General features: G+C 54.8%; 18 protein-coding genes. 12 read left to right on the forward strand and 6 right to left on the reverse strand.

Annotated elements, in window-relative coordinates:
- The first annotated feature begins 164 nt into the window (after positions 1-164).
- The 5 genes from ACP7CJ_RS12420 to ACP7CJ_RS12440 all read left to right on the forward strand — a co-directional run bounded on the left by ACP7CJ_RS12420 (position 165) and on the right by ACP7CJ_RS12440 (position 6466).
- On the forward strand, positions 165-1967 hold the full coding sequence (locus tag ACP7CJ_RS12420) for a HAMP domain-containing protein (RefSeq protein WP_426101749.1): 1803 nt from the start codon (positions 165-167) through the stop codon (positions 1965-1967).
- On the forward strand, positions 1964-2611 hold the full coding sequence (gene narL / locus ACP7CJ_RS12425) for a two-component system response regulator NarL (protein ID WP_276193417.1): 648 nt from the start codon (positions 1964-1966) through the stop codon (positions 2609-2611). The genes ACP7CJ_RS12420 and narL overlap by 4 nt, the downstream gene beginning before the upstream one ends.
- Positions 2612-3639: 1028 nt before the next feature.
- Positions 3640-5262, forward strand: a complete 1623-nt coding sequence (locus tag ACP7CJ_RS12430; RefSeq protein WP_426101751.1) for a vWA domain-containing protein — start codon at positions 3640-3642, stop codon at positions 5260-5262.
- A gap of 38 nt (positions 5263-5300) precedes the next feature.
- Positions 5301-5873, forward strand: coding sequence for an RNA polymerase sigma factor (locus ACP7CJ_RS12435; protein ID WP_276195759.1), 573 nt, complete (start codon positions 5301-5303; stop codon positions 5871-5873).
- On the forward strand, positions 5870-6466 hold the full coding sequence (locus ACP7CJ_RS12440; protein WP_426101753.1) for a hypothetical protein: 597 nt from the start codon (positions 5870-5872) through the stop codon (positions 6464-6466). Before ACP7CJ_RS12435 ends, ACP7CJ_RS12440 begins: the two co-directional genes overlap by 4 nt.
- A gap of 34 nt (positions 6467-6500) precedes the next feature.
- On the opposite strand, the gene ACP7CJ_RS12445 is transcribed toward ACP7CJ_RS12440, so the two are convergent.
- On the reverse strand, positions 6501-7514 hold the full coding sequence (locus ACP7CJ_RS12445) for an HD domain-containing phosphohydrolase (RefSeq protein ID WP_426101755.1): 1014 nt from the start codon (positions 7512-7514) through the stop codon (positions 6501-6503).
- 13 nt (positions 7515-7527) lie between these two features.
- On the reverse strand, positions 7528-10494 hold the full coding sequence (locus ACP7CJ_RS12450) for an MHYT domain-containing protein (protein ID WP_426101757.1): 2967 nt from the start codon (positions 10492-10494) through the stop codon (positions 7528-7530).
- 564 nt (positions 10495-11058) lie between these two features.
- Here ACP7CJ_RS12450 and ACP7CJ_RS12455 point away from each other — a divergent pair.
- The 3 genes from ACP7CJ_RS12455 to ACP7CJ_RS12465 all read left to right on the forward strand — a co-directional run bounded on the left by ACP7CJ_RS12455 (position 11059) and on the right by ACP7CJ_RS12465 (position 14260).
- On the forward strand, positions 11059-12123 hold the full coding sequence (locus tag ACP7CJ_RS12455; RefSeq protein WP_247400187.1) for a 2,3-butanediol dehydrogenase: 1065 nt from the start codon (positions 11059-11061) through the stop codon (positions 12121-12123).
- 409 nt (positions 12124-12532) lie between these two features.
- Positions 12533-13519 (forward strand): GGDEF domain-containing protein, encoded by a 987-nt coding sequence (locus tag ACP7CJ_RS12460; RefSeq protein WP_426101759.1) that lies wholly within the window; start codon positions 12533-12535, stop codon positions 13517-13519.
- A gap of 294 nt (positions 13520-13813) precedes the next feature.
- Complete coding sequence (locus ACP7CJ_RS12465; protein ID WP_426101761.1) at positions 13814-14260, forward strand: GNAT family N-acetyltransferase; 447 nt, start codon at positions 13814-13816, stop codon at positions 14258-14260.
- Positions 14261-14607: 347 nt separating this feature from the next.
- Here ACP7CJ_RS12465 and ACP7CJ_RS12470 read toward each other — a convergent pair whose 3' ends face one another.
- Positions 14608-14829, reverse strand: a complete 222-nt coding sequence (locus tag ACP7CJ_RS12470) for a hypothetical protein (RefSeq protein ID WP_056858122.1) — start codon at positions 14827-14829, stop codon at positions 14608-14610.
- Positions 14830-15198: 369 nt separating this feature from the next.
- On the opposite strand from ACP7CJ_RS12470, the gene ACP7CJ_RS12475 reads away from it, so the two are divergent.
- Both ACP7CJ_RS12475 and ACP7CJ_RS12480 read left to right on the forward strand, forming a co-directional pair.
- The gene (locus ACP7CJ_RS12475; RefSeq protein ID WP_321850321.1) at positions 15199-15636 is read left to right on the forward strand and encodes a hypothetical protein; all 438 of its coding nucleotides are present in this window, start codon (positions 15199-15201) and stop codon (positions 15634-15636) included.
- Between the two features lie 34 nt (positions 15637-15670).
- The gene (locus ACP7CJ_RS12480) at positions 15671-16129 is read left to right on the forward strand and encodes a hypothetical protein (protein ID WP_426101763.1); all 459 of its coding nucleotides are present in this window, start codon (positions 15671-15673) and stop codon (positions 16127-16129) included.
- A 1671-nt stretch (positions 16130-17800) separates the two neighbouring features.
- Here ACP7CJ_RS12480 and ACP7CJ_RS12485 read toward each other — a convergent pair.
- Complete coding sequence (locus ACP7CJ_RS12485; protein ID WP_426101765.1) at positions 17801-18448, reverse strand: hypothetical protein; 648 nt, start codon at positions 18446-18448, stop codon at positions 17801-17803.
- Positions 18449-18518: 70 nt separating this feature from the next.
- The gene (locus ACP7CJ_RS12490) at positions 18519-19142 is read right to left on the reverse strand and encodes a hypothetical protein (RefSeq protein WP_426101767.1); all 624 of its coding nucleotides are present in this window, start codon (positions 19140-19142) and stop codon (positions 18519-18521) included.
- Positions 19143-19670: 528 nt separating this feature from the next.
- Here ACP7CJ_RS12490 and ACP7CJ_RS12495 point away from each other — a divergent pair.
- Positions 19671-20990 carry an AAA family ATPase gene (locus ACP7CJ_RS12495; protein WP_426101769.1) on the forward strand — a complete coding sequence of 440 codons (1320 nt, stop codon included), beginning with the start codon at positions 19671-19673 and terminating at the stop codon, positions 20988-20990.
- Position 20991: 1 nt separating this feature from the next.
- Positions 20992-21879: a DUF4435 domain-containing protein gene (locus tag ACP7CJ_RS12500; RefSeq protein WP_426101771.1), complete on the forward strand. Its 888-nt coding sequence runs from the start codon at positions 20992-20994 to the stop codon at positions 21877-21879.
- Between the two features lie 341 nt (positions 21880-22220).
- Here ACP7CJ_RS12500 and ACP7CJ_RS12505 read toward each other — a convergent pair whose 3' ends face one another.
- Entirely contained in the window at positions 22221-23345 is a 1125-nt protein-coding gene (locus ACP7CJ_RS12505) for a DUF4238 domain-containing protein (RefSeq protein ID WP_426101773.1), read from the reverse strand.
- Positions 23346-23512 lie beyond the last annotated feature (167 nt).

Here is a 23512-nt window from a genome sequence, read left to right on the forward strand (position 1 = left end):
GTCTTTATTTATCAATGGATTGATCTCTTGTGCCGGCGTTTTCCCGTGGGAGGGTTTGCCGGCAACTCTTTAGAGGTAGTGCGCCAGGGATTGCGGCTTTCCAGCTCGTTTTTCCTTTTCAGGTGCCGCCATGCAGGCTTTGTCCCCCCTCCGAATACGCCGTGATGTTTAACTGGCTGCGCAGCTCCCTGCCCGCGCGCGCTGGCTTGGCCGTGATCCTGATCGCCATTCTGGCCCTCGCCAGTTCCTTGAGCGCGGGGCTGATCGCCTGGTTCAGCCAGGGCGACGCCGCCGCGATCAACACCGCAGGTTCCGTGCGCATGGAGACCTACCACCTGAGCTGGCGACTCGCCGCTGCCGCGCCGGTTGCGGAGATCGACGCCATCACCCAGAGCCTGCAAGGGCGCCTCGACAGCCAGTCGCTCAAGGCGGTGCTGGAAGACGGCCCGAACAGCGCCCTGCTGCAGAGCTACCAACAAATCCAGCAACGCTGGAACGACGAGCTGCGCCCGGCCCTGGGGCGCGGTGATGCGGCGCTGTTCCAGGCCAGCGCACCGGCCTTTGTCGAGCAAATGAATCAATTCGTCAGCCTGTTGCAGCAACAGAGCGAACAAAAACAAGGCTGGCAGCAAGGGATCCAGGGCCTGGCGCTGTTCAGCACGCTGATCATCCTGTTGATCGGCCTGTATGAATTGCAGTACGGCGTGGTCAACCCCTTGCAGGAACTGGTACAGGCCACCCGGCGCTTTCGCGACGGCGACTTCAAGACCCGGGTCAACCACCGCTCCGAGGATGAACTGGGCCAACTGGCCCTGAGCTTCAACGCCATGGCCGAGACCATCGAGGCGTCGCACCGCACCCTGGAAAGCCAGGTGCGCCTCAAGACCCTCAACCTGCAACAAGCCAACGCCGCGCTCGAACTGCTCTACCAGAGCAGCCGCAGCCTGGCCACGCGCCTGGCCAATGCCGAAGGCCTGGACGAACTGATCCGGCGCTTCCAGAAACGCCTGCCGGGGTTGCGCCTGTCGTTGTGCCTGCAAGGCCACTTCCTCGCACCAGCCCAGCAGATGCTCGCCTTGCACGGCGGCGACAGCCGCAACATCTGCGCCATCGGCGATTGCGCGAGCTGCCATAAACACAACGTCGCGCCGCCACAGGTATTCAGCATCAGCAACCAGGGCTCGGAACTGGGTGAACTCAAGGCCCACTTCGACGATGGCCACCCCCCGCAGGACTGGGAGAAGCAATTGATCCAGGCCCTGGCCAACCTGATCGGCACCTCGCTGTCGCTCAAACGCCAGCGCGAACAGGATCATCGTTTGCTGCTGCTTGACGAGCGCACCATCATCGCCCGGGAACTGCACGACTCCCTGGCGCAGGCGCTGTCGTACATGAAGCTGCAAGTCAGCCGCATGCAAACCCTGATCCGCCGTGGCGAGCCGGTGGAGACCCTGGCCACCGTCACCGCCGAACTGCGCGACGGCCTGAACAACGCCTACCGCCAACTGCGCGAGCTGCTGACCACCTTCCGCCTGCAAATCCACGATGCCGGGCTGGTACAGGAACTGTCGGACACCGCCGAAGAGTTCTCCCGGCGTGGCGAATTCCAGGTGCACCTGCACGTCGACGCGCTCGCCTTCCAATTGTCGGCCAGCGAGCAGATTCACTTGCTGCAAATCACCCGCGAGGCCCTGTCCAACTGCCTGCGCCACGCCCATGCGCAAAACGCCTGGCTGGAACTGCGCCAGGAGGGCGAGACCGTAAGCCTGAGCATCGAGGACGACGGCCGTGGCTTTTGCGGTGCCGTCGACCAACGTGAACACCACGGCCTGACCATCATGGACGAACGTGCACGCAGCCTGCACGGCCAACTCGACATCGGCCCCCGCGAGCCCCAGGGCACACGGGTGCAAATGCGCTTTCAACCGGAATTTCTCGGGCAACCTCTACAAGGCAACCTCCCATGAGCACACTCCCCCGCCACCGTATCCTGCTGGTCGACGATCACCCGATGATGCGCCGCGGCATGCGCCAGATACTCGAGTTGGAAGACGATTTGCAGGTCGTCGGCGAAGCCGGCAATGGCCAGGAAGCCCTGGACCAGATCGAGAGCCTGCAACCGGACCTGGTGCTGCTGGACAACAACATGCCACAGATGAACGGCCTGGAAACCCTGCGCCGCCTGCGCGCGATGAACTATGCGGGCAAGGTGCTGCTGTTTACCGTGTCCGATGCTGAGGATGACATTCGCGATGCGCTGCGCCTGGATGCCAACGGGTATCTGCTCAAAGACATGGAGCCGGAGTTGGTGGTGGAGTTCATCCGCGACGCGTTGCATGGGGCGTTGGTGATCAGCCCCGGGTTGACGCGGGTGCTGGCCCAGGCCCTGCGTTCGCCGCAACCCCATGCGGCGGTGGAGTTGACTGAGCGGGAGCGGCAGGTGCTGCGCACGATTGCCAGTGGGTATAGCAATAAGGTGATCGGGCATAAGCTGGGGATTACCGAGGGGACGGTGAAGGTACACGTGAAGAATTTGCTGCATAAGTTGGGGTTGCGGTCGCGGGTGGAGGCGGCGGTTTGGGCGATGGAGCATTTGCGGCAGGCGGGGTGAACTTGGCGGCCTCCGGGCCGACCAGGCTGCTTTGGTATTGGGTACATATTCGTTTTTTTGGTCATGGCGGCGGGTGGTTCCGCTCTTACAGCGGGTCACTTTGGAAAAGCCGGAATGCCGGCCCAGCCCAACGCAACCAAAGGCCTCTTGCCCCAACACTCGGTACCTCGCTAGTGCTTGGTGAGCCTAAGATCAAGATCAAAAACCAGAGCTAGAACAAAAGCAGAACGAGTTCTATCTGATCCACGGAGATCAAAAAGTGGGAGGGGGCTTGCTCCCGATAGCGGTGCATCAGTCATGCATGTAGTGGCTGACACACTGCTATCGGGAGCAAGCCCCCTCCCACACTGATCGAGGTGTTATCTAAACCAGGATTCGATCCGAACGCTAACGGCGGGGCAGCGCACTGGACCGAGTTAACCGTCTCGATTCTGGCATCACCGAAGATCAAATGTGGGAGGGGGCTTGCTCCCGATAGCGGTGGGTCAGTCGCCCGATGCAGTGGCTGATACTTGGCAATCGGGAGCAAGCCCCCTCCCACACTGATTGATGTGTTATCTAAACCAGGATTCGATCCGAACGCTAACGGCGGGGCAGCGCACGGGACCGAGTTAACCGTCTCGATTCTGGCGCCACCGAAGATCAAATGTGGGAGGGGGCTTGCTCCCGATAGCGGTGGGTCAGTCACCCGATGCAGTGGCTGATACTTGGCCATCGGGAGCAAGCCCCCTCCCACACTGATTGAGGTGTTATCTAAACCAGGATTCGATCCGAACGCTAACGGCGGGGCAGCGCACTGGACTGAGTTAACCGTCTCGATTCTGGCACCACCGAATATCAAATGTGGGAGGGGGCTTGCTCCCGATAGCGGTGGGTCAGTCACCCGATGCAGTGGCTGATACTTGGCAATCGGGAGCAGGCCCCCTCCCACACTGATCGAGGTGTTATCTAAACCAGGGTTTAACCCGAACACCCCGCACCCTGCGTCTGACCTTGTGAACGGATCATTTATTCACGAGGTTCAGTCCATGTCCCGTCCTCTGCTTTTCCTGCGTCCTGCTGCCCAGGGCTTTGCGGTTACCTTGCTGGTGGGGCTGGCCGGTTGTGGGCTGTCTTCGTCGCCTGATTTAGCCAAACCGGCTGAGCCCGTCGTCGAGCTGCAAAACACGCCGGTCCAGGGTGCTTTGGTCAAGCGCATGGCGATGCCTGCACCGATGCGGATGCAGGCGTCGGCGAGCCTGGATTACCGCAGCGAGCCCCGCGAGCAATACGCCAACCTGCCGGACAATCCGGTGCATCGGGTCGCCGAAACGCCGGTCTCGACCTTCAGCATCGACGTCGACACCGGCAGCTACGCCAACGTGAGGCGTTTCCTCAACCAAGGCCGTCTGCCGCCCGAGGGCGCTGTGCGACTTGAGGAAATGCTCAACTATTTCCCCTATCACTACGCGTTGCCCACCGACGGCTCGCCCTTTGGCGTGACCACTGAACTGGCGGCCACCCCGTGGAACCCGCGCACTCAACTGCTGCGCATCGGCATCAAGGCGTCCGACCGCGCCGTGGCGGAGTTGGCGCCGGCCAACCTGGTATTTCTGGTCGATGTGTCCGGCTCCATGGACCGCCGCGAAGGCTTGCCGCTGGTGAAAAGCACCCTGAAATTGCTGGTGGATCAGTTGCGCGACCAAGACCGCGTGTCCCTGGTGGTCTACGCCGGTGAGTCGCGCGTGGTGCTTCCGCCGACCTCCGGGCGCGACAAAGTGAAGCTGCGCAACGCCATCGATCAGCTCAGCGCAGGCGGCGCTACCGCCGGCGCATCAGGCATCGAATTGGCCTACCAGATGGCCCGCGAAGGCTTTATCGAGCAGGGCATCAACCGCATCCTGCTGGCCACCGATGGCGACTTCAATGTCGGCGTCAGCGATTTTGACAGCCTCAAGCAGATGGCCGTCGAACAGCGCAAAAGTGGTGTGTCGCTGACCACCCTCGGCTTCGGTGTGGATAACTACAACGAACACCTGATGGAACAACTGGCTGACGCGGGCGACGGTAACTATGCCTACATCGACACCCTGCGCGAAGCGCGCAAGGTGCTGGTGGACCAACTCAGCTCGACCCTGGCGGTGGTGGCGCGGGACGTGAAAGTGCAGGTGGAATTCAACCCGGCCCAGGTCAGCGAATACCGCTTGCTGGGTTATGAAAACCGCGCATTGAAGCGTGAGGATTTCAATAACGACAAGGTCGACGCGGGAGAGATCGGCGCCGGGCACACGCTGACCGCGCTGTACGAAATTGTACCGAAGGGCGAGCAGGGCTGGTTGGAGCCGCTGCGCTACGCCTCCGCACCTGCGGCGCAGGGCCAATCCGCTGAGCTGGCCATGTTGCGCGTGCGCTATAAGCCGGCGGCCGGTGGTGCGAGCCGTTTGATCGAGCGGCCGGTGGCCAGCCAGTCGGCCAAGGCCAGCGACGACCTGCGCTTCTGCGCCGCCGTGGCCGCCTTCGCCCAGCAACTCAAGGGCGATGGCCGCTACACTGGCAGCATGACGTTGCAGGACACCGCCGCACTCGCCCGCTCGGCCCGGGGCGACGACCCGTTCGGGCTGCGCAATGAATTCGTGCAACTGGTCGAAGTGGCCCAAAGCCTCAAACCTTGATCGTCAACACGCCGACCGGAAAGGAGTTCGCCACCGACATGCCCGCTCCAGATGATTCACCCAGCGACGAATCGCTGCTGGCCCGCTACCGAACCGGTGACGGTGCCGCGTTCGAAGTCTTATACGCGCGGCATCGCCAGGGCCTGTACCGCTTCCTCGTGTCCCTGAGCAACAAGGCCGAACTGGCCGAGGAAATTTATCAGGAGACCTGGCTCAGCCTGATCCGCAGCGCCACCCAGCCACAAGGCCGGGCGAGTTTTCGCACCTGGCTGTTCCAGATCGCCCGCAACCGCCTGATCGACTACTGGCGCAAGCACGGCATCCACAACCCGTTGCACGACAGCTACGATGAGCAACTGCACGCCCAGCCCGACACCTGCGCCGGCCCCGAGCAGCAACTGAGCCTGAGTCGCGACCAGGCGCGTCTCGACGCCGCGTTGCAAGACTTGCCCGAAGACCAGCGCGAAGTCTTCCTGCTGCGCCTGCACGGCGACCTCGAAGTGCCGCAAATCGCCGCGCTCACCGGCGCCCCGCTGGAAACCGTCAAAAGCCGCCTGCGTTACGCCCAGCAGAAACTGCGCCGCCTGCTGGCCGAGGAGATACCCGCATGACCGAGTCCCGACACACCCCCGACGACCGGCTCATCGAGCATGTTCGTCAATACAGCAGCGGCGAACCGCCGGCATCCCTCGACGCCTTCATCCTCGCCGCTGCCCGCCGCGAAACCCCGGCGCCGCAACCGAGTGTGTGGCAACGCTGGCTGCAAGCCTGCCAACGTCCGCGCTGGCAAATGGCATTCGCCACCGTCGCAGGCTTGGCGCTGATGATCGGCGTGGTCATGCGCTCGCCCGTGCCAGCCCCCGACATCTCCCCCGCGACCTTCTCCGCGTTCCACGAAGAAGCAAGCCGCCCCGCCCCGCCAACGCTCTCCGCTCCCGCGCCGATGGCCCGAATGGCCGCCGCGCCCAAGGCCGAAAGCGCACCGGTCCAAGCCGAAATTGCCGGTGCGTTGGCGGATCAATCGATGGCCAAACTCAGCAAGCGAGCGCCGGTCGCACTGCCTTCATTGGAGGAGGCGTTGCAGGAGATCGTGAACCTGCGCGCAGCCGGGGAAAGCAAAGCGGCGGATGAGAAGTTGCTGGCGTTGCACGCGCGCTTTCCCCAGGAGGACTTGCCGGCGCGGTTGGAGATGTTGCAGCAGTAGTCAGAAGCTGGCGTGTGCGAAGCACGCGCTAGTATCAATCGACGCTGACGGGCTCAACGTCGGCCCAGTGTTCGCGTATCTCGAGAATGTCGGGTAGGCAGTCCATAAAAACCTCGACCAGTTCCGGATCGAAGTGTTGGCCGCTTTCCTGCTGGATTAACCCTGTGGCGTCTTCAACTGACCAGGCAGGTTTATAGGGACGCACGCTGGTCAGAGCATCAAACACATCAGCCACGGCAACTATTCGGGCGGCATGGGGAATGTCTTCACCCGCAGTCCTGCTTGGGTAGCCGGTGCCGTTCCATTTTTCGTGATGGTTCTGCGCGATGATCTGCGCCATATGCAGCAGTCCAGAAGGGTGCTCACCGATGATTTTGGCACCGATAGACGTGTGCTGGCGCATGATGGTCCACTCGTCTTCAGTGAGCTTTCCCGGTTTTTGCAGGATCGCGTCGGGAATGCCTATCTTGCCAACGTCGTGCATGGGCGCTGCATGCAGCAAGTCTTCTGCTGCCAACCGGCTGTAACCCGCGCCCAGGGCCAGCGTCTTGGCATAGTGGCTCATGCGGATAACGTGCAGTCCAGTTTCGTTGTCCTTGAACTCGGCTGCGGTACCCAGCCGCTGAACGATCTGCAAACGTGTATCGCGTAGTTCTTGTGCCTGCACCAAGGACAGATGGGTGCGCACACGCGCTTTGACGATGCCGGGATTGTAAGGTTTGCTGATGTAGTCCACGGCCCCGAGCTTAAGGCCGAGCATCTCGTTGTCAGCCTCGGCCAGAGCACTGACGAAGATAATGGGGATAGAGGTCGTACTCGAGTCCTGCTTGAGCGCCGTGCAGACGTCATAGCCCGAGAGCCCGGGCATCATGATGTCGAGCAGGATCAGATCCGGCCGATCAGCCTGCGCCAGCTCTAGCGCCTTGTAACCGTCCTTGGCGAAGAGTAAGCGGTACTCATCTTGCAGCGTGTGGCGCAGCACCTGGAGATTGGTCGCTTCATCGTCGACCACCAGCAAGGTCTGGCGAGTGTCCTTCATGTACTTCATGCAATGGTCCTGCTCATGCTTGAGTTTCCAGGGTGTGGTCGGCAACGAGTTGCTGCAGCAGGGTTTGAGCTCGCCCAAACTCAAAAGCATCGACCGCCGTTCGCAAAACCTGAACGTGTGTATGTTCGCCCAGGCTCTCGAGCCCGGCGCAGACCTTGTCTAGCGCTGCGTCGTTCAATTCGTTGTGCGCAAGGCAGGCCAGCAGTTGGTGCATATGGGCTAGCAGTTCGGAAGCTGAGGGCTGGGCTAAGGGGCGTTGCTTCTCAACGAGTAGCGCGTTGCTGGCCTGTAATTCTCGGGTTACGGACGCTAGCAGAGTACGCAGCTCGGTGATTTGAGGGCGTGCCTCTTCATGCCTTCCTGTCCTGACCCTATCCTCCAGCGTGCTGGCCAGCTCGGCCACGGAGGGGAGCGATAAGTTGCCGGACGCCCCATGGATGCCATGTAGGCTGAGAAGTGTCGTCTCCCAGTCGATATCGGCGTCCGCGTCACCCGGCAACGGATGGTTTGTAGCCGCTGACTCCAGGAATTGCTTGAGTGCCTTGGCCAGTCGCTTTTCACTGCCCCATAGTGAGATGCCTGAGTTCCAATCGATCAGTGGGTGCGGTGCAAGGGTTTTATCGGTGTCGCCGGGGAGAGCGGGGGCGCGTTCGATCTTCAAGACCCCGGCGATCTCATCGAACAGTCGAGGTACGTCTAGCGGCTTGACCGCGAAACCGTCCATTCCGGCCTGCTGTGCGGTTTGTCGGTCTTCGGCCAACACGCTGGCGGTGAGCGCGATGATCGGGGTGTAAGGGCGAGCGTGTGTGCGCTCGTACTGACGGATAAGCCGCGTTGCCTGCAGGCCGTCAGTGCCTGGCATGTGCACATCCATCAAGATGAGATCGAAGTGATCGCTTATGAATTTCGCGACAGCTTCGCCACCATCGCGCGCAGCCACTACCTGATGTCCGCGGCCACTGAGTGTCAGGGTCAACAACTCGAGGTTTTGGGGCACGTCATCGGCGATCAGAATCTTCAGCGGTGGCAACACCTGCTGGGGCGCCGCAACCGGTGTCGCCTCGGGTTTTTGTCCGGTCGGCAGGGGCAGTTGCACATGGAAGATACTGCCATGTCCGAACTCGCTCACCACCTCAATACTTCCCCCCATCTGCTCGACCAACTGACGCGCAATAGTGGTGCCCAAACCGGTACCGCCGAAACGCCGGCTGATGGACGCGTCGGCCTGAGTAAACGGTGCAAAAATCAGTTCGATTTGCTGGGGCGTCATGCCAATGCCGGTGTCCGCGACTTTGACGTGCACCATGGCGTCCGTATAGCTAAATGAAACTTCAATACCACCACGCTCGGTGAACTTGATGGCATTGCCGACCAGGTTGGTCAGTACTTGCAAGATGCGAAGGGGATCACCTTGAAAGTATTCAGGCATGTCGGTCGGGTAGTGCGGGGTGAGCGTCAGGTGCTTACTTTGTGCGCCCAAGCGCATTGAGGATTCGATCTGTAGAGCAAGCCCTTTGAGCGAAAAATCAATGGACTCCAGCGTCATGCTCCCATTTTCCATTTTGGTGGTATCAAGAATGTCGTTGATCAACCCGAGTAGTAATCTGGATGATTGCCCCACTGTGTGCAGGTGGTTGCGCTGGATCGATGTCAGATCACCCTGGAGAAGTAACTCGGTGAAACCGATGATCGAGTTCATCGGTGTACGAATTTCGTGGCTCATATTGGCCAAAAAGGTGCTCTTGGCGATGGCCGCGCGTTCGGCGCGTTCAGCGGTCTCGCGTAATGAGGCTTCCAGCGTGTGACGCTCGGTGATGTCGGTGACGAAACCGACAAACAGTAGCTCATTGGGCAGGTCTACCCGGCCGACGGCAAGCCGCATTGGCATCAGGCTGCCGTCCTTACGCAAGCCCATGACCTCCCGGCCGATGCCGATGATCTTCGGAGCACCCGTGGTCTTGTAGTTATGCAGGTAACCATCGTGCTGCGACTGATCGGGTTCGGGCATCAGCATATTGATGTTGCGGCCAATGGCTTCGTCGGCGTTCCAGCCAAACAGTCGTTCCGCCGAATGGTTGAAACTTTGGATCAGGCCTCGGCTATCGATAGTGATAATGCCGTCGACTGCGGTGTCTAGGATGGCATCCATGCGTGACTTGCTTTCCTCAATCTTGAGGTTGTTCTCTTCCATCGTTCGGTACAGCTTGCGTGAATGGATCAAGCCATTGAGTGCAAGCACCAGCACCGTCACCGTGACGGTGAACGTGGAAAGCGCGATAGACGCGAATGTGGTGTTAAGCAGAACACCTGGCGAAATGCTGTCCGGCACACCGACGAACCGTACTGCTGCCATGCCTGTGTAGTGCATGCCAGCAATTGCCGACCCCAAGACGGTCCCACTGACCAGCAGCCGTTGCATGGAGGTCAAGGTGGTTCGTAGAAGTCGGTAATGCACCCACAAAGCGAACACGGCGAGGACGATCGCCAGCACGATGGAAAGCGTGAAGATGAGCGGGTCATAACGCATCTGCAATGATGTTTGCATCGCTGCCATGCCGCTGTAGTGCATCGCCCCGATACCTAAGCCCACCAGGGTGCCACTCATGACGAGATGCAATCCGGTGACGGTGGGACTTGCAAGCATGCGCAGAGCGAGCCAGGAAGCTACGCAAGCCGGCAGCAGAGAAAAAAGGGTCAGGCCGGTGGCGTAGTGGACGTGGGTATGCAGCTCGAACGCCAACATGCCGATGAAGTGCATGGTCCAGATGCCACCGCCCAGGGCGAATGCACCTGTGCTGACAGCCATGTGTCGATGCAACGCGCTTTCGGCTTTGCGTGCAATCTGTGCGGTTTGCAGCGACATGGTGGCCGAAAAGATCGACACCAGGATAGATAGCACTACCAAGCCCGGATTGTGCGAGCCCGGCACGTAGAGTGCTGCGACCGGCGTGTCGATAAACAGGCTATAGAAACCCCCCATGTCGCGTTGACTCCTTAATGCGGAAGATGGTCGGTTAAAGGGCACAGAACCGGTGATTAGAAGCATCGGCGAGCGAGCTGAATTCTTGAGGGAGGGGCGACGATACGTGTTGCCAATGGGCTTGCAGGGTCGGGGCTGGCGGCGAGACGCAGCGTCTCACGGTCTCGTCGCCACTTCGTGCGGTCTGATATGACGCGTCTCATTCGAACGCGATCCCGGCCCTGCTTGGGTTTCCATCGGACCGCTCTAAGCAAGGGCTATTCAGGTGTTTTTGCGGATATGGCACCGGCCTTGCTCTGGCTCTGGCTACCAGCCCGACTGGCAACCCAATAATAAAAACAGGTGCCCGATGTCCAGCCCAGCCCCCTTTCCCTGTTCTGCCCGTGGCGGCGTCATGAGTCGTGTGTCGCTGACCGTTGGCATCACCCCGAGCAGGCCAATCGACTGATTCTGGACGTTGTGCAACCGCACTGACGCCCCTGCTGGCGGACGCTGGCGGGGCGCCAGGACCAACCGTTTCAAGGAGATTTCGCGATGACCCTTTCGATCAATCCGCAACGCAGCATGCGTGCCGCTGTCTGGCACGGCCGTAACGATATCCGCGTCGAAGACGTTCCGCTGCCCATTTCGCCGCCTGCGGGTTGGGTGCAAATCCGCGTGCAGTGGTGCGGAATTTGCGGGTCCGATTTGCATGAGTACGTGGCCGGGCCGGTGTTCATACCGGTTGACGCCCCGCACCCGCTGACCGGGATAAAGGGCCAGTGCATTCTCGGTCATGAGTTTTGTGGTGAGATCGTCGAACTCGGCGCCGGCGTGCAGGGCTTCAGCGTCGGCGAGCCGGTGGCGGCCGATGCGTGCCAACATTGCGGCACGTGCTACTACTGCACCCACGGGATGTACAACATCTGCGAGAACCTGGCCTTCACCGGGCTGATGAACAATGGCGCCTTCGCCGAACTGGTCAACGTGCCAGCCAACCTACTGTACAAATTGCCGGCGAACTTTCCGGCTGAAGCCGGGGCACTGATCGAACCGCTGGCCGTGGGCATGCACGCAGTGAAAAAAGCCGGAAGCCTGCTCGGGCAAAACGTGGTGGTGGTCGGTGCCGGCACCATTGGCCTGTGCACCATCATGTGCGCCAAAGCGGCCGGTGCCGCGCAGGTGATCGCGCTGGAAATGTCCGGAGCGCGCAAGACCAAGGCCCGGGAAGTGGGAGCGACCCATGTGCTCGATCCGAATGAGTGCGATGCCCTGGCCGAAGTACGCCGCCTTACGGGCGGGCTCGGCGCGGATGTCAGTTTCGAATGCATCGGCAACAAACACACGGCCAAGCTCGCGATCGACCTGATCCGCAAGGCCGGCAAGTGCGTCCTGGTGGGAATCTTCGAAGAGCCCAGCGAGTTCAACTTTTTCGAGTTGGTGGCGACGGAAAAACAGGTAATGGGGGCGCTGGCCTATAACGGTGAGTTTGCTGATGTGATCGCGTTTATCGCTGATGGACGGCTGGATATCACGCCGCTGGTGACGGGGCGCATTCAGTTGGAACAGATTGTGGGGCAGGGCTTTGAGGAGTTGGTTAAGAATAAGGAGCACAACGTGAAGATTATTGTGTCGCCTGCTCGGGTTTGAAGTGGGCGACGACCGTTCACTGATCGAGCCATCGCTTCGACCGCCGCTCCATGCTCCCGGTTGAGGACTGGCAAAAGCTCAATCGCACAAAAAAGCCCCGCCAGAGCATCACCCTGCGGGGCTTTTTATTAGCCTGCTGCTGTCACGGTTTTTTGCCGGCCGATTTGCCGTTCTCTTTAATATAATCGCCATAAAAAGCGGCCAGTAGCCACTAGACAACTGATGTATAGCCTCGTACCTTCAATCTAAACGCCCTGCGAAACCTTTCTTACGCCTCATTTGCTGGTGTGAAATAGCCAACCTAAAAGCCGACGTATACCCGGATATTGAGGTAACAGGTTCGATGCAAGGGACACACTCAGAAAGCCTACCCAGACGCGACGCTCGGCCAGAATTTTGGCAGCTTTCCATGCGTTGCTGCCAGTTGGCGGGTAGCGTAGACGTTGCCTTCTTTTTTATTTTTCTCATTCTGGGCTCGCCCATTTTGGCGTGGATAAACGTGGTCAGTGTGGCCATGTATGTCTATGCCTATCACGCCTTCAAGCAGCGACGAAATCGGCTGGCAGTTCTCCTGATACGCATTGAAGTACTTGTACACGCAGGGCTGGGCACCGTTCTAATCGGCTGGGGAAGTGGTTTTCACTATTTCTTGTTAATGTTTATTCCGGCCCTGTTCGTCAGTATGCGGGCCCGTAGCGCCTGGATATACGCCGGTTGGCTTTGGGCCTACTACGTAAGCCTGGATGTACTGATGTGGTTCGTAAGTCCTCTGCAACCCATCTCCTCCAATGCTCTGTTGGGTGTGCATGTTTTCAACCTGACAGTGGTGTTCTGCATGTTCAGCTATCTCGCGCTGTTCTATGTGGTCACGGTAACCCGCGCGCACAAGAGCCTGGCGCGTATGGCAACGACGGACTCATTAACTGGCCTATTCAACCGTCGGCACATGATTGCGCTGACCGAGAAAATTCTGGCACGACATCATAGGCGCCCCAGCAATCTCACCTTGATGTTGATGGATATAGATCACTTCAAGCAGGTCAATGATTTGCACGGTCACGATACCGGCGATCGTGTCCTCGAAGCGGTGAGTGAACTACTCAAATGTTCAATGCGAGAGCAAGACTTTATCGGCCGCTGGGGCGGCGAAGAATTTCTCTGCATATTGCCGGACACGGATTTTAGCCATGCAACTGATAGCGCAGAACGTATACGCAAGGCTGTGCAGGCGTTGGAGATTTACAGCAATGGCAAAAAAGTCAGCGTGACTCTGTCCATCGGCGTCACTCAATATCGCGTTGAGGAGGTGCTCAGCGACGCTATTGCACGGGCCGATTACGCGCTCTACGAGGGCAAGTTAGCCGGACGCAACAGGGTCGAGGTAGTTGGGGTCTAGATCCCTGCTTTCGGCCGATTCGGGTAGCCCAGCCTTTTTTGCCTATTCCACAAACCACCTGATCGACACTGAGCACGGCGTGGTCTTACTGCTTACGGCGCCGCGCCGATGCTAGCCGGCGTTCAGGCAATCTAAACATCCGACTGCTTTCAGCAGGATCGGCCGATCGCTGCCTGTCGAGACGAACGGAAGTCGGCCCAGAGCTGATGCATGCGACAGACGCCTGTCGGCCTGGCCCGGACTTTTGAGTGCGGGAATTGCCCCATTCTCATCTTCCAGACACGAGCGACTGCTATGCAGATACGTAAACTGACCTACGACGACCTGCCTCACGCGAGCGCTCTTTGCCTCGACGCGTTCATGATTGCGGTTGCGCCCTCGCTGTCGACGCAGGGTGTGGAGACCTTCGCCAAGGTGGCAGCGGCGCAGGCGTTTGCCGACCGTATGGAGGGCGACAACCTAATGCTGGTGTGTGTCGCGGATGGGGCGATAACGGGGCTGATTGAACTCAAGGAAGGGCGCCACGTGGCGATGCTGTTCGTCGCGCCGGGCTCGCAACGTAGGGGCATCGGCATGCGCCTGATGAGCGCTGCACTGGAGCAAGTCAGGGATGAGGTCGTGACGGTCAGGGCATCGTTGTGTTCGGTGGCAGCCTACGAAAGCTATGGATTCGCCCTGTCAGGAGACGTGGGCGAGTTCGCAGGGCTTATCTATCAGCCGATGGAGAAGCGGCTGCCTTGATTCTCGAAAGTAGTGTTCGGCGTTTGATTTCAGTGCGCCTTACTTCCTGTATGCCTCCAGTTGTAGGGTTGGACAGGGATGGATAGCCAGAAACAAGAAAGCCCGCACGGGGCGGGCTTCTTGGGGGGGCGTAGACTGTCTGAGATAGCACGAGACTGCTATATGGCCCGGCGTCGTTTGAACTGGGCAGTAATATGCCCGTATTCATTGGGTGTGTTTGGTGGTGCTTCGGTTAGGCATACATGTGGGCATACACGGCGCTTCCGTCTGGCCACTTTTTTCGAGGTATCCCCGTAGGGTAAAGCAACACCAAATGGTTGCTGATGTGTTGCCATCCGGCTTAGTGGTTACTTCTTCGTTCGACCTTCTGCTGCCAGTGAGGCGAGCGCAAGGGTGATGAATCCTGCATTTCCATCCAGGGTATCCAGTGCCCCTCGAATGTTCTGTGCCACTTCTGTAGATCCTCTTTGCTCAACCCAGTTTGACAGCTCCTCGATAGCTGCCCCCAGGGCCAGTTGGTTTTCATTCATGCGCTTGAGCAATGACGCAAGCAAAGGGGTGTCTTCCATGATGTTCTCCCGCCCTGTTATCAGGTAGTCAATCTACCTCTAGCCAGTAGCATTGCATATCAGCTGTCCTTACCACCTGGTGATCAGAAATCACGCCGACCATCTTGATTCCCTAGATGCGTAGTTGCATGGACTTGTCCACCCATTTGCATTCGACTTGACCAATCGTTTGCATCGGATTTGACCAGCACACTGGGTGGCCTTGATCGGCAGAAAACGGCCAGAAGCGGACGTAATGGCGTTTGTGTAGTATCTGCCTCTCTTCCCACCTGTATGAGGTGCCCGATGTCTAGCCGACACTCCCCATCCCCTACAAGAGCTGCCCTAGACCTACAAAACGCACGTTCGCTTTTGGGAAAGCGGCTGAGTGTGCTGCTGCACGATCAGTACTATTTCAACGACGAGAAAGATCTGGGAGACATAGGTTCTCTAGAGTGGCGTTTTGGCGAGCGAGAAGTTGTATCCATGTATCTCTTGAGTGATGGCGAGAGAGTAGGCGCGGACTTGTTGCCTTGTGATACGCCGGTTTCCTTCGAGATAGAGCCGAACGTGACCTGCTCCTGGAAGAGGGAAAACCTACTTGCAGGTCTATCAGCAACCCACCTCGAGAACACAAAAATTTGCGCAGTTGAGGGGATTCTTGACTCTTTCAACGGGCAAGAGCCTTGGCTGGCCGGATTCAGAGTTACGTTCGAGACCGGTGACTCATTGATCTACCTTAACCAGGGCGACGACGCCGTCGTATTGATTAATGCGCTACCGCCAGTAAGTGTAGGTCTCGAAACCCGCTTCGTTACCTCAATTTAATGACAGCTATGGGTCGTCTTCTGCCCGTCGCGAGATGGAAGAAAACGTCCCAATACAGCCGGTCGACACTGGCAGAAGTGGGCCAAAAGCGGAATTTATCTGCTATGACACCAATGACGAGTTGGCCTGCGAGGTAGGCTGTAAAAATATGATCACTACAGTGAACCAAGATGATTGCTTAAGCTATTTCGTCGTCGTGCATGGCATTGACATTGAGACCTACGAACGACTGGCCGTTCACTTCGAATGTCGTCGTGGCGGCATGCGAGTGACGGACGGAAGCCGGTATATCTCCATCCCAGTCACGATGGCTGCCTTAGGGGGCACCCTTGCTTGGGTCAAAACCGAACTCGGGGGGCGCTACTGTGAGCTGTATTTAATAGTGTGCGTCGCAACCAAATTGTCTTGGAGCGAGGTTGTCATCAACTCTGAGATAGCTTTGCTCGCTGGTCAAGCTGGTGCGGCGATTAAGGTTGCTTTTAAGCGAGCGTGATTTCATCTCTGCAGTCTCCACATTGGGTCGACTTCTGCCAATCAGGGCCACCCAGTGTGCTGGTCAAATCCGATGCGAACGACTTGCCAAGTCGAATGCAAATGAGTGGGCAAGTGCAATGCAGATGGGTGGTCAGGTTGAGTGCAATTACCCACCCTAGAGGCCAACCATGTGGTGTAGGGCCAATTTGGAAAGGCAGCATGAGAGCACGTATCCAGCCCCCCTCCAAAACTGGTGTAACCGGTGTTACGAGTGTAACGCTCTTCACCAAACGCCCGGTTTCATTGGCTTTCATGCCTGTTACACAGTCGGGCGACATAGCGTACCTCCGATGTAACGCTGCCACTGCGTGTAACGCTAAAGTCAGCATCCGGGTGTTGTGGGCAGGCGCTTTGCGCTCAAGCCTACCAAGCGAATTTCGCGGGCTCCGCCTTTCGATGAGAGGAAATCACGCTGGGGACCCTGAGAGCTTTAGCTTCACACGGGGCATGAAACCCGCGGGATCGTGGTAGCGGCAACCACACCAGCTTACTGAAATTTCAATATTGAAATTGAAAGGATCTTGAAGGAAAAAGGGCATCGTTACCGTATTGGTAACGGTACTCGCAGATGGCTTAAAGGGTAGGGCATATGCACAGGGGAACTGGAGTTCACCAGGTTCACCTGTTCACTAAGCTGGGTGCCCTTCCGCTAACACAATCCGGCGGGTTTCCTACCCCGTACTATCCGAAACCCCCAGGGGCCCCGGCGATCTGGTGAGTTGGATCTGGGTATCTCTCCGCAGGCACGATCACGCGGGGTTCTTATCTCACAATTAGCAGAGTGGCCTATTGCCTGGCCATTTTTCGAAACAGTCGACGGGACCGGTTTCTTCGCTGGAGGAGATGTAGTTGGTGGGGCTGGGGGATGCTCCTTCAAATACGGTGTTACGGGTGTTACGGGTGTTACAATCAAGTATAACTATTTGAATTTTATGGATATTTTCTCGTTACAAGCGCGTACGATTTTATCGTTTAGGTGTGTTACACGGTCAATAGGTGTTACATCGATATCCACCATTTGGGCATGGCGCTTTCTGTAGGTCGTCCAGAGTCAATACCCACAGGTATGGCAGTCAATTGTTGGCTACCGTTATCACCACCATTGACTGGATAGTCCAATGGCCACCTGGTCCTCATTACCCTACGAGAACTAGTTCATGGCTGCGGTCCGGTCCGGATGCTGTTGCGTGATCCAAGTGGTATTGAAGCGCTTGTCCGTCATCAGCACACATTCACTTCTGAAAGGCCCGCTACCTGGGCGAAGCGACCCACGACCCACTCCTGCTCACGTGTTGACCACGGCCTTAGGGTGCCCGTTCGGATTTCCTCCCCCGATTATGATGATTGCTCCTAAAGGAGAGACGTGGCGTCGTTGTCGAGGAATGCAAATAACATGGAGGTGTCGCAGATACACCGCAGGCAGTCGGTCTGCAAGTTCCAAGGGTTGCAATTCACGTCTACAGACGATTGTGCTATCTATGGATGCTTCTTTTATGAGTAAAACCTCTGTAGGGGAGGGCGGCTAGGCGCTCAGTTGCGCATGAAAAAAACTCACACTTGGCTCCAGGGGGGGGGCGACTTTTCTATGTTAGCGGTGCTATAAAAAGTCAGCGAAATTAGCGATATCACGTCATGGTTGCACCGATTTGACCAGAGATTCGTAGTCTTTATAAATTTTGTTCAAGTGTATTCTGACGTTCCCCGCCAAAACCGCAAAGCCTCTCTCGTTTGCCTCTCGATACGACTTCCGATCATTGGGCTCGATTGACGCTAGCGTCTTGGACAGCTCTGGATGTCGCGCGGGGCCTGAGATAAGCGCTTCGACCGCGTTACCAAGAAACACCATCTGGTCTGTCAGACTAAGCATCGCGAGGACTCCATTAGTTGATCCAAGCTCATGCATGGGTACCCCTTGAAGCGCCTTAACTATGCCTTCTATTATGACTTTGTGATAAACCTCATGTATGCGGGGACTAACATGCCCTTCCGTATAATTCGTAGCGGCGATAACTTCGCGTATATTACAGGCGTGTGCATTGGCCGCTTCGGCTACAGCCAACATTGCTTTCCGTTTTTCAGAAAGAGCTTTCTTGACCTGAAGATGTGGCACTAAGATAGCAACAACTAAGGCGAAGATTGCGCCAATAGCCTGAACCCACGCAGGTGCATCGGGTTTTGATAGGTAATCGGTGATCCGGTCAAAAAACATCAAATATATAATTAAAGCTAAGGTCATGCCTCCACTGATAAAAAGTAAAACCCTTAATGCTTTTCTCATAATTTAACTCCTGAACTGATTTTAAGGTGGGAACTAGCGGTTCACTTCGCGACGGTTCCGTCTGAGATTATTAAAGTTCGTGCGGGTTAGCGTTTCGTAATATACTTTTTTCAAGAGCATCGAGATGGGCGATCACATCCCTCATGTTTTGATCCCGACTCCATTCCCCTGGATGATGCTTGTCTGCTGGTAACCCTGCGTGTGAACGAAGGTTTTTCGCTATGTCAGACGCCTGAAGTCCTAACACGGCATACCCACGGCGCCTTGCCCAAAAAAAATCAGCATGATCTGGCGGGTCGTAATTAAACTCCATTATTCCTCCAAGCCTTCCATGGAGTTGGTCCTGCTGATCGGGAAGTCTAAGAACCGAATACATCAAATATTTTGGTAATAGCCTCCAGTCAACATCAAGCTCCAATGGATGAAATAAAGGGGCTGTAGTAGTTGTTACATACTGCCCGCCTTCGCCTGCAGGTTGACCTTGTGAAGTTCCATCGTCTAATGAAACCTCTAAACACCCAGTGGCAAATCTCTCCAAATGAGAGACGACAATAATTCCTAAGTAAGTCGTAGCCTGGTTAACCTTATTCCGATTGGTCCACCACTCTTTGATCGCGACGAAAGAGTTTCCGAGTAAGACCCCGCTGATACCCGCTACGGCAGAGATGATAGCTGATACGTTCCCTGGATCCATGGATACCTCTGCTTAGATGTAGTGAGCTGATAGGTCATTGTAGACAGAGTAACCAGACGCGCGGGACCTCATACGTCGTTTACCCTCAAACCCATATCATTCCATTCCTCTCTCTTTCTGAGTCTGATGATCCCAAATCTTGACTATGTTTAGGAAAAAATTTGAGCCTACGCCCACTGGTGACGGGCCAAGCTCCTTGATGTGTGTGGCGTACCTATCAGCCAGAAGCACAAGGTCTGGCGTGGTCTGAGACGGCTTAGAGCGGACAGCCGAGTTCGTGCATGGGAGGCTAATCTGAGCCGCCGAGTAGTCCAAACTGGTGGATACAGAGGCTTTTTGAGAAGTAGTGTCCTTAGCATAAAAATCTTGAAAGAATCCATGGACAAGAGTCGGGATCTTGGTGAAGATAATATGGGTCGCAGGAGAACATGCTTCGTGAAACTCAAAAAAATTAAGCTACTTAAAAATAGTGAGCGTCGTAAAGTTATCTAATCAGCTGTGTTGATGCGTAAAAAGGAAATTTAGAAAATGAAGATACGGAGTTTTTCAGCAAGGCAGGTGTTTGGCTATCTCGATTTTCAGACGGACTTCAATCGAGATATAAACTTTTTGGTTGGGGGGAATGGCTCTGGCAAGACCACAGAGCTAAAACTAATTAATGCGTTAGCTGCTCCGAACTTCAAGGATTTGCTAACTATTCCATTTGAAAGCGTTGAGTTGGTTGTAGAGGACAAAAATCGTAATATACGAATATCTGCATTTACGCGAGAAAATAATAAGGTGCTTACCTGTAGTGTGTGTAAGGAGGAGTTGGTTTTACCAAATTTCAGTGCTGACGAATTCCCTCTTCATAAGAATGACAAGCTTGAGGAAGAAATAGATTTAATTCTTAGGCGTTATACGGATCATGAAGTTACGAAGCTTATTACGAGTCTCCCTAAACCAATATTCTTAGGGTTGGACCGGCGCCGCGACGGAGAAGAGACGAAGGGGGAGGACTACTATCGGCATCGTGAAGTGTTTTATTCAGGAAATGTTAAAAAGACACTGTCCACCAGGAAGCATATAAAAGGTTCTCTTGGCGTAAGCTTGATGGAGACTGAGCTTCTAGTTCAGAACACCTATCGACGGTTAAGGGAGTTGGAAGAGAAGCATCAGTCCAATCTTCGAGACAGTATCTTGCTCTCCTCCTTTCAATATAGCGAGGTGGATGACGAGTCTTTCGCTCCAGATATTAACAAGTGGAAATTGTTAGAGCGGCAAAGGGAAATCAGGCAGGCTCTTTATAAAGTTGTTGCGAGGGATTCTAAGGTAAGTAGCGAGGTTGATAACTTCTTTACTAGGCTCACAACGTTGGCGGAACAGTTGCAAGAAAATGGAGATAAAGTATCCATTGAGTGGCTTTTGAATAAAGCTCAAATTGATAGGATGGCGAAAATAGTTGATATTATTGATGAGCATAAATCAAGAGTTGATCAGCTGTTTAATCCTATCAGAGGATTTCTTAAGGTTGTTAACGAGTTTTATGAAGACTCAAATAAAAGTTTAGGTATTGACGCTGTGGGGCAACTGGTGGTCGTCCGCCCAGGTGGTAGCGAATGTACTATCGAAGCGCTATCTTCTGGTGAGAGGCAAATTCTTGTAATCTTGGCTCAAGTGTTTTTTGGTGGCAGAAACTCTACTGCTATCTTCCTTATTGATGAGCCTGAATTGTCGCTGCATTTGAGGTGGCAAGAAAAGATTTCTGAAGTTTTATTCACTATTAATCCAAGTATTCAATTTATTCTGGCGACTCATTCCCCAGAGATAGTGGGGAATAATAAAAATAAATCGGTTAGGTGCCGTTGATATGATACCAGAGCGCGGCACGGCCGGTAAATTCGCTAAATCAGTTTTCTTCGAAGAGCGTAACGAGATTGATATTTATATCGAAGATACGGCTCTAGGCTCTGAAAAAATAGCTTCGAAGATATATTCAAGGATTTTTCACGGAGCCTACAAACTCGAGCAAATTTTTCCTTTGGGTGGGAGAGGGGCAGTTATTTCTAAGTTTAATGAAGAAAAAAACTCTCTAACCCGTCCAAGTCTTTTTATCATAGATGGTGATATTTATCATCTTACCGGAGATCATGTGAAAGACGAGGTGGGTCTATATCGGTTGCCTTGTTATTGCATAGAGAATTTAATGGTGGATCCACTCGCATTGCATACGGTAATGGACGAGGAAGATCCGGTTCGAGCTGAGTCTGATCTTATCGACGCTTTTGATTACGAAGGTTGGAGTGCTTTGAATAAGTCTAAGTTGAAAGATTTGTTTATTGAGTATGCAATATCCCGAGTTCTTAATCCGTCTGAACCGACCATCTCTTATGAAGTTAAGCATCTAGTTTCAGGCAGTGATGGATGTATAGACGATGTTAAGCTTGCTGCTCGTCTAGCAGACTTGGCCGGCAAAGCAATTGGTAAAGTTGGCGAGGACAATTATAGAGTTACACGAGAGAAGATCTTGCTTGAGCATGCGAAAAGTCAGTTGGACGATTTGGACTTCGTTTCTGGTAAAGATTATCTATTTCCTTTGTTGAAAACGAGGTTACGTTCAACGGTTAGAACCTTAATGAGTGACCTAAATCTAAAAGTAAGGCTTTCCAAATCGTGCGGTGTTGAAAAAATATCAAATTGCCGAAACTATGTTTTAGATAATAAAGGCTCTACTTCAAATTGGCATGGTGTCTCTTAGGTCCTGCGTTGCGGGGTGAAATCGACGGCTGCTGGGCAGTTTTTAAAGCTCCGTAGGACGCCCCGCTCAGGGCGTCCAGTCGAATCGGGTATCTGCCATTTTGCCAGCGCTGGTATGCGTAGTAGCGCGAGCTAACTTTCTGACTTCGTTAAGAAGTCTAGATTCGGCAAGTACCTACCTGTTTAGGGATTATCCGTAGATAAAAACTTTTTGAATTTAAAAGTTGAACATTTCTTGTATTGCTTTATATGATTCTATTTGCTTCATTTGTAGATGGTGCAAATTATTTGGGTATTCTGAATGCTATCAGTTGATAGGGTTAAAAAGAAGTATGTTTTTAGTTAGTCATTTTTCTGGAAGTGCTTATCCAGAACTCTCTTCATCATTGCTTCCATCTCTTTTGCATCTTTTTTCGCTTTATTAAATTCGGTTTTGCTGTTTGGGCGACGACCGAATTCATCTTGAAAATAATAGGTCCCATCCTGCATCTTCACTGTCATGAAGCCGACTTGAGGCGCCGTCGCATAGCTTCGAGGAAGTAGGAACTTTCCCAGCTTGCTCCAGAGCGTCGTTTTGAGCTGGCGCTCAGGAAATAGATCTCCTTCTGTGCAACTAGCGATATATCGCTCCGCGCGCATCTTGATTATGTAATTGACCTCCCGAACTTGCCTTTCAGAAAGCTGCCTTCCTCTCTGAATTCTGTCGTAAGTAATCAGTGGATTATCGAATAGTCGAGGGTTGGTACGAGACTTTCTAGCTCGAAGCTCGCCTTGCTTTTGCCCCCATTCCCGATGGGTGATCACCATCACACGATTACTATCAAGAGGCACAAGAGTTTGTGTTCCTAACCAATGCTGAGGCGCGTCTAAACCCTCAGGTATTCCTCGATCTTTTGGGAACACATGAGGGTTGAAAAATGTCACGGGATGGTCTGAAAAAATGAACTTAGTAGCAGACTGGGCCGCCTCAAAAATTTCAATCGAGCCCTCCATCCACATGACACAGTGCATCCTGCGAAACTCTTGCATACGAAACATGAGTTCTTGTTGATTTCTTGCTTGAAGTTTTGAACGAAGGAAGCGTAGGCCTTTAGGTGTGCGCAGCCTAAGTGCGTCGAGGAATTCAAAAACTTGTGTGTATGTAAAGTGGATTTTTTCTAAGTCATTTTCTACTAATGCTTTTATTGCTTCCTTCCCCGTTCTATCTATTTCTCCAAATAGCAATCTCTCAATGTCGTCGTTTGGTTCCCCGAAAACTCGAATCGTGTAAAGATTTCGCTCAAAAAACCAAGCATCCGAACCCTTGGTTAATATCTGCCGTCCTTTCCCAACAATCGTACCCTTGTTGTCGCGGAAGACATCCGGACACATATCCAATATTTTAAATGCAGTATGCCCTTTTAGGAGGAATCCTCGTTGGTACCATTGTGGGACGTAGTGGTGCCGGTACGACTGTTGTTTTGGCATCGGGTCCTCCTTTTTTTGCGCTGATAACAGCGCATATTTTACTCCGTGAACAATATATTCGAGCGCGTGCGAATATGGCTACCATGTTTTTCAGAAGCCTCTTCGTCACTCGCTAAAAAGAGACTAACTATATTTTCTGCTTTAAACGTTGGTTGTCCGCCAGAAAG

The organism is Pseudomonas sp. PSPC3-2 (assembly GCF_049897085.1).
GTDB lineage: Bacteria > Pseudomonadota > Gammaproteobacteria > Pseudomonadales > Pseudomonadaceae > Aquipseudomonas > Aquipseudomonas paraveronii.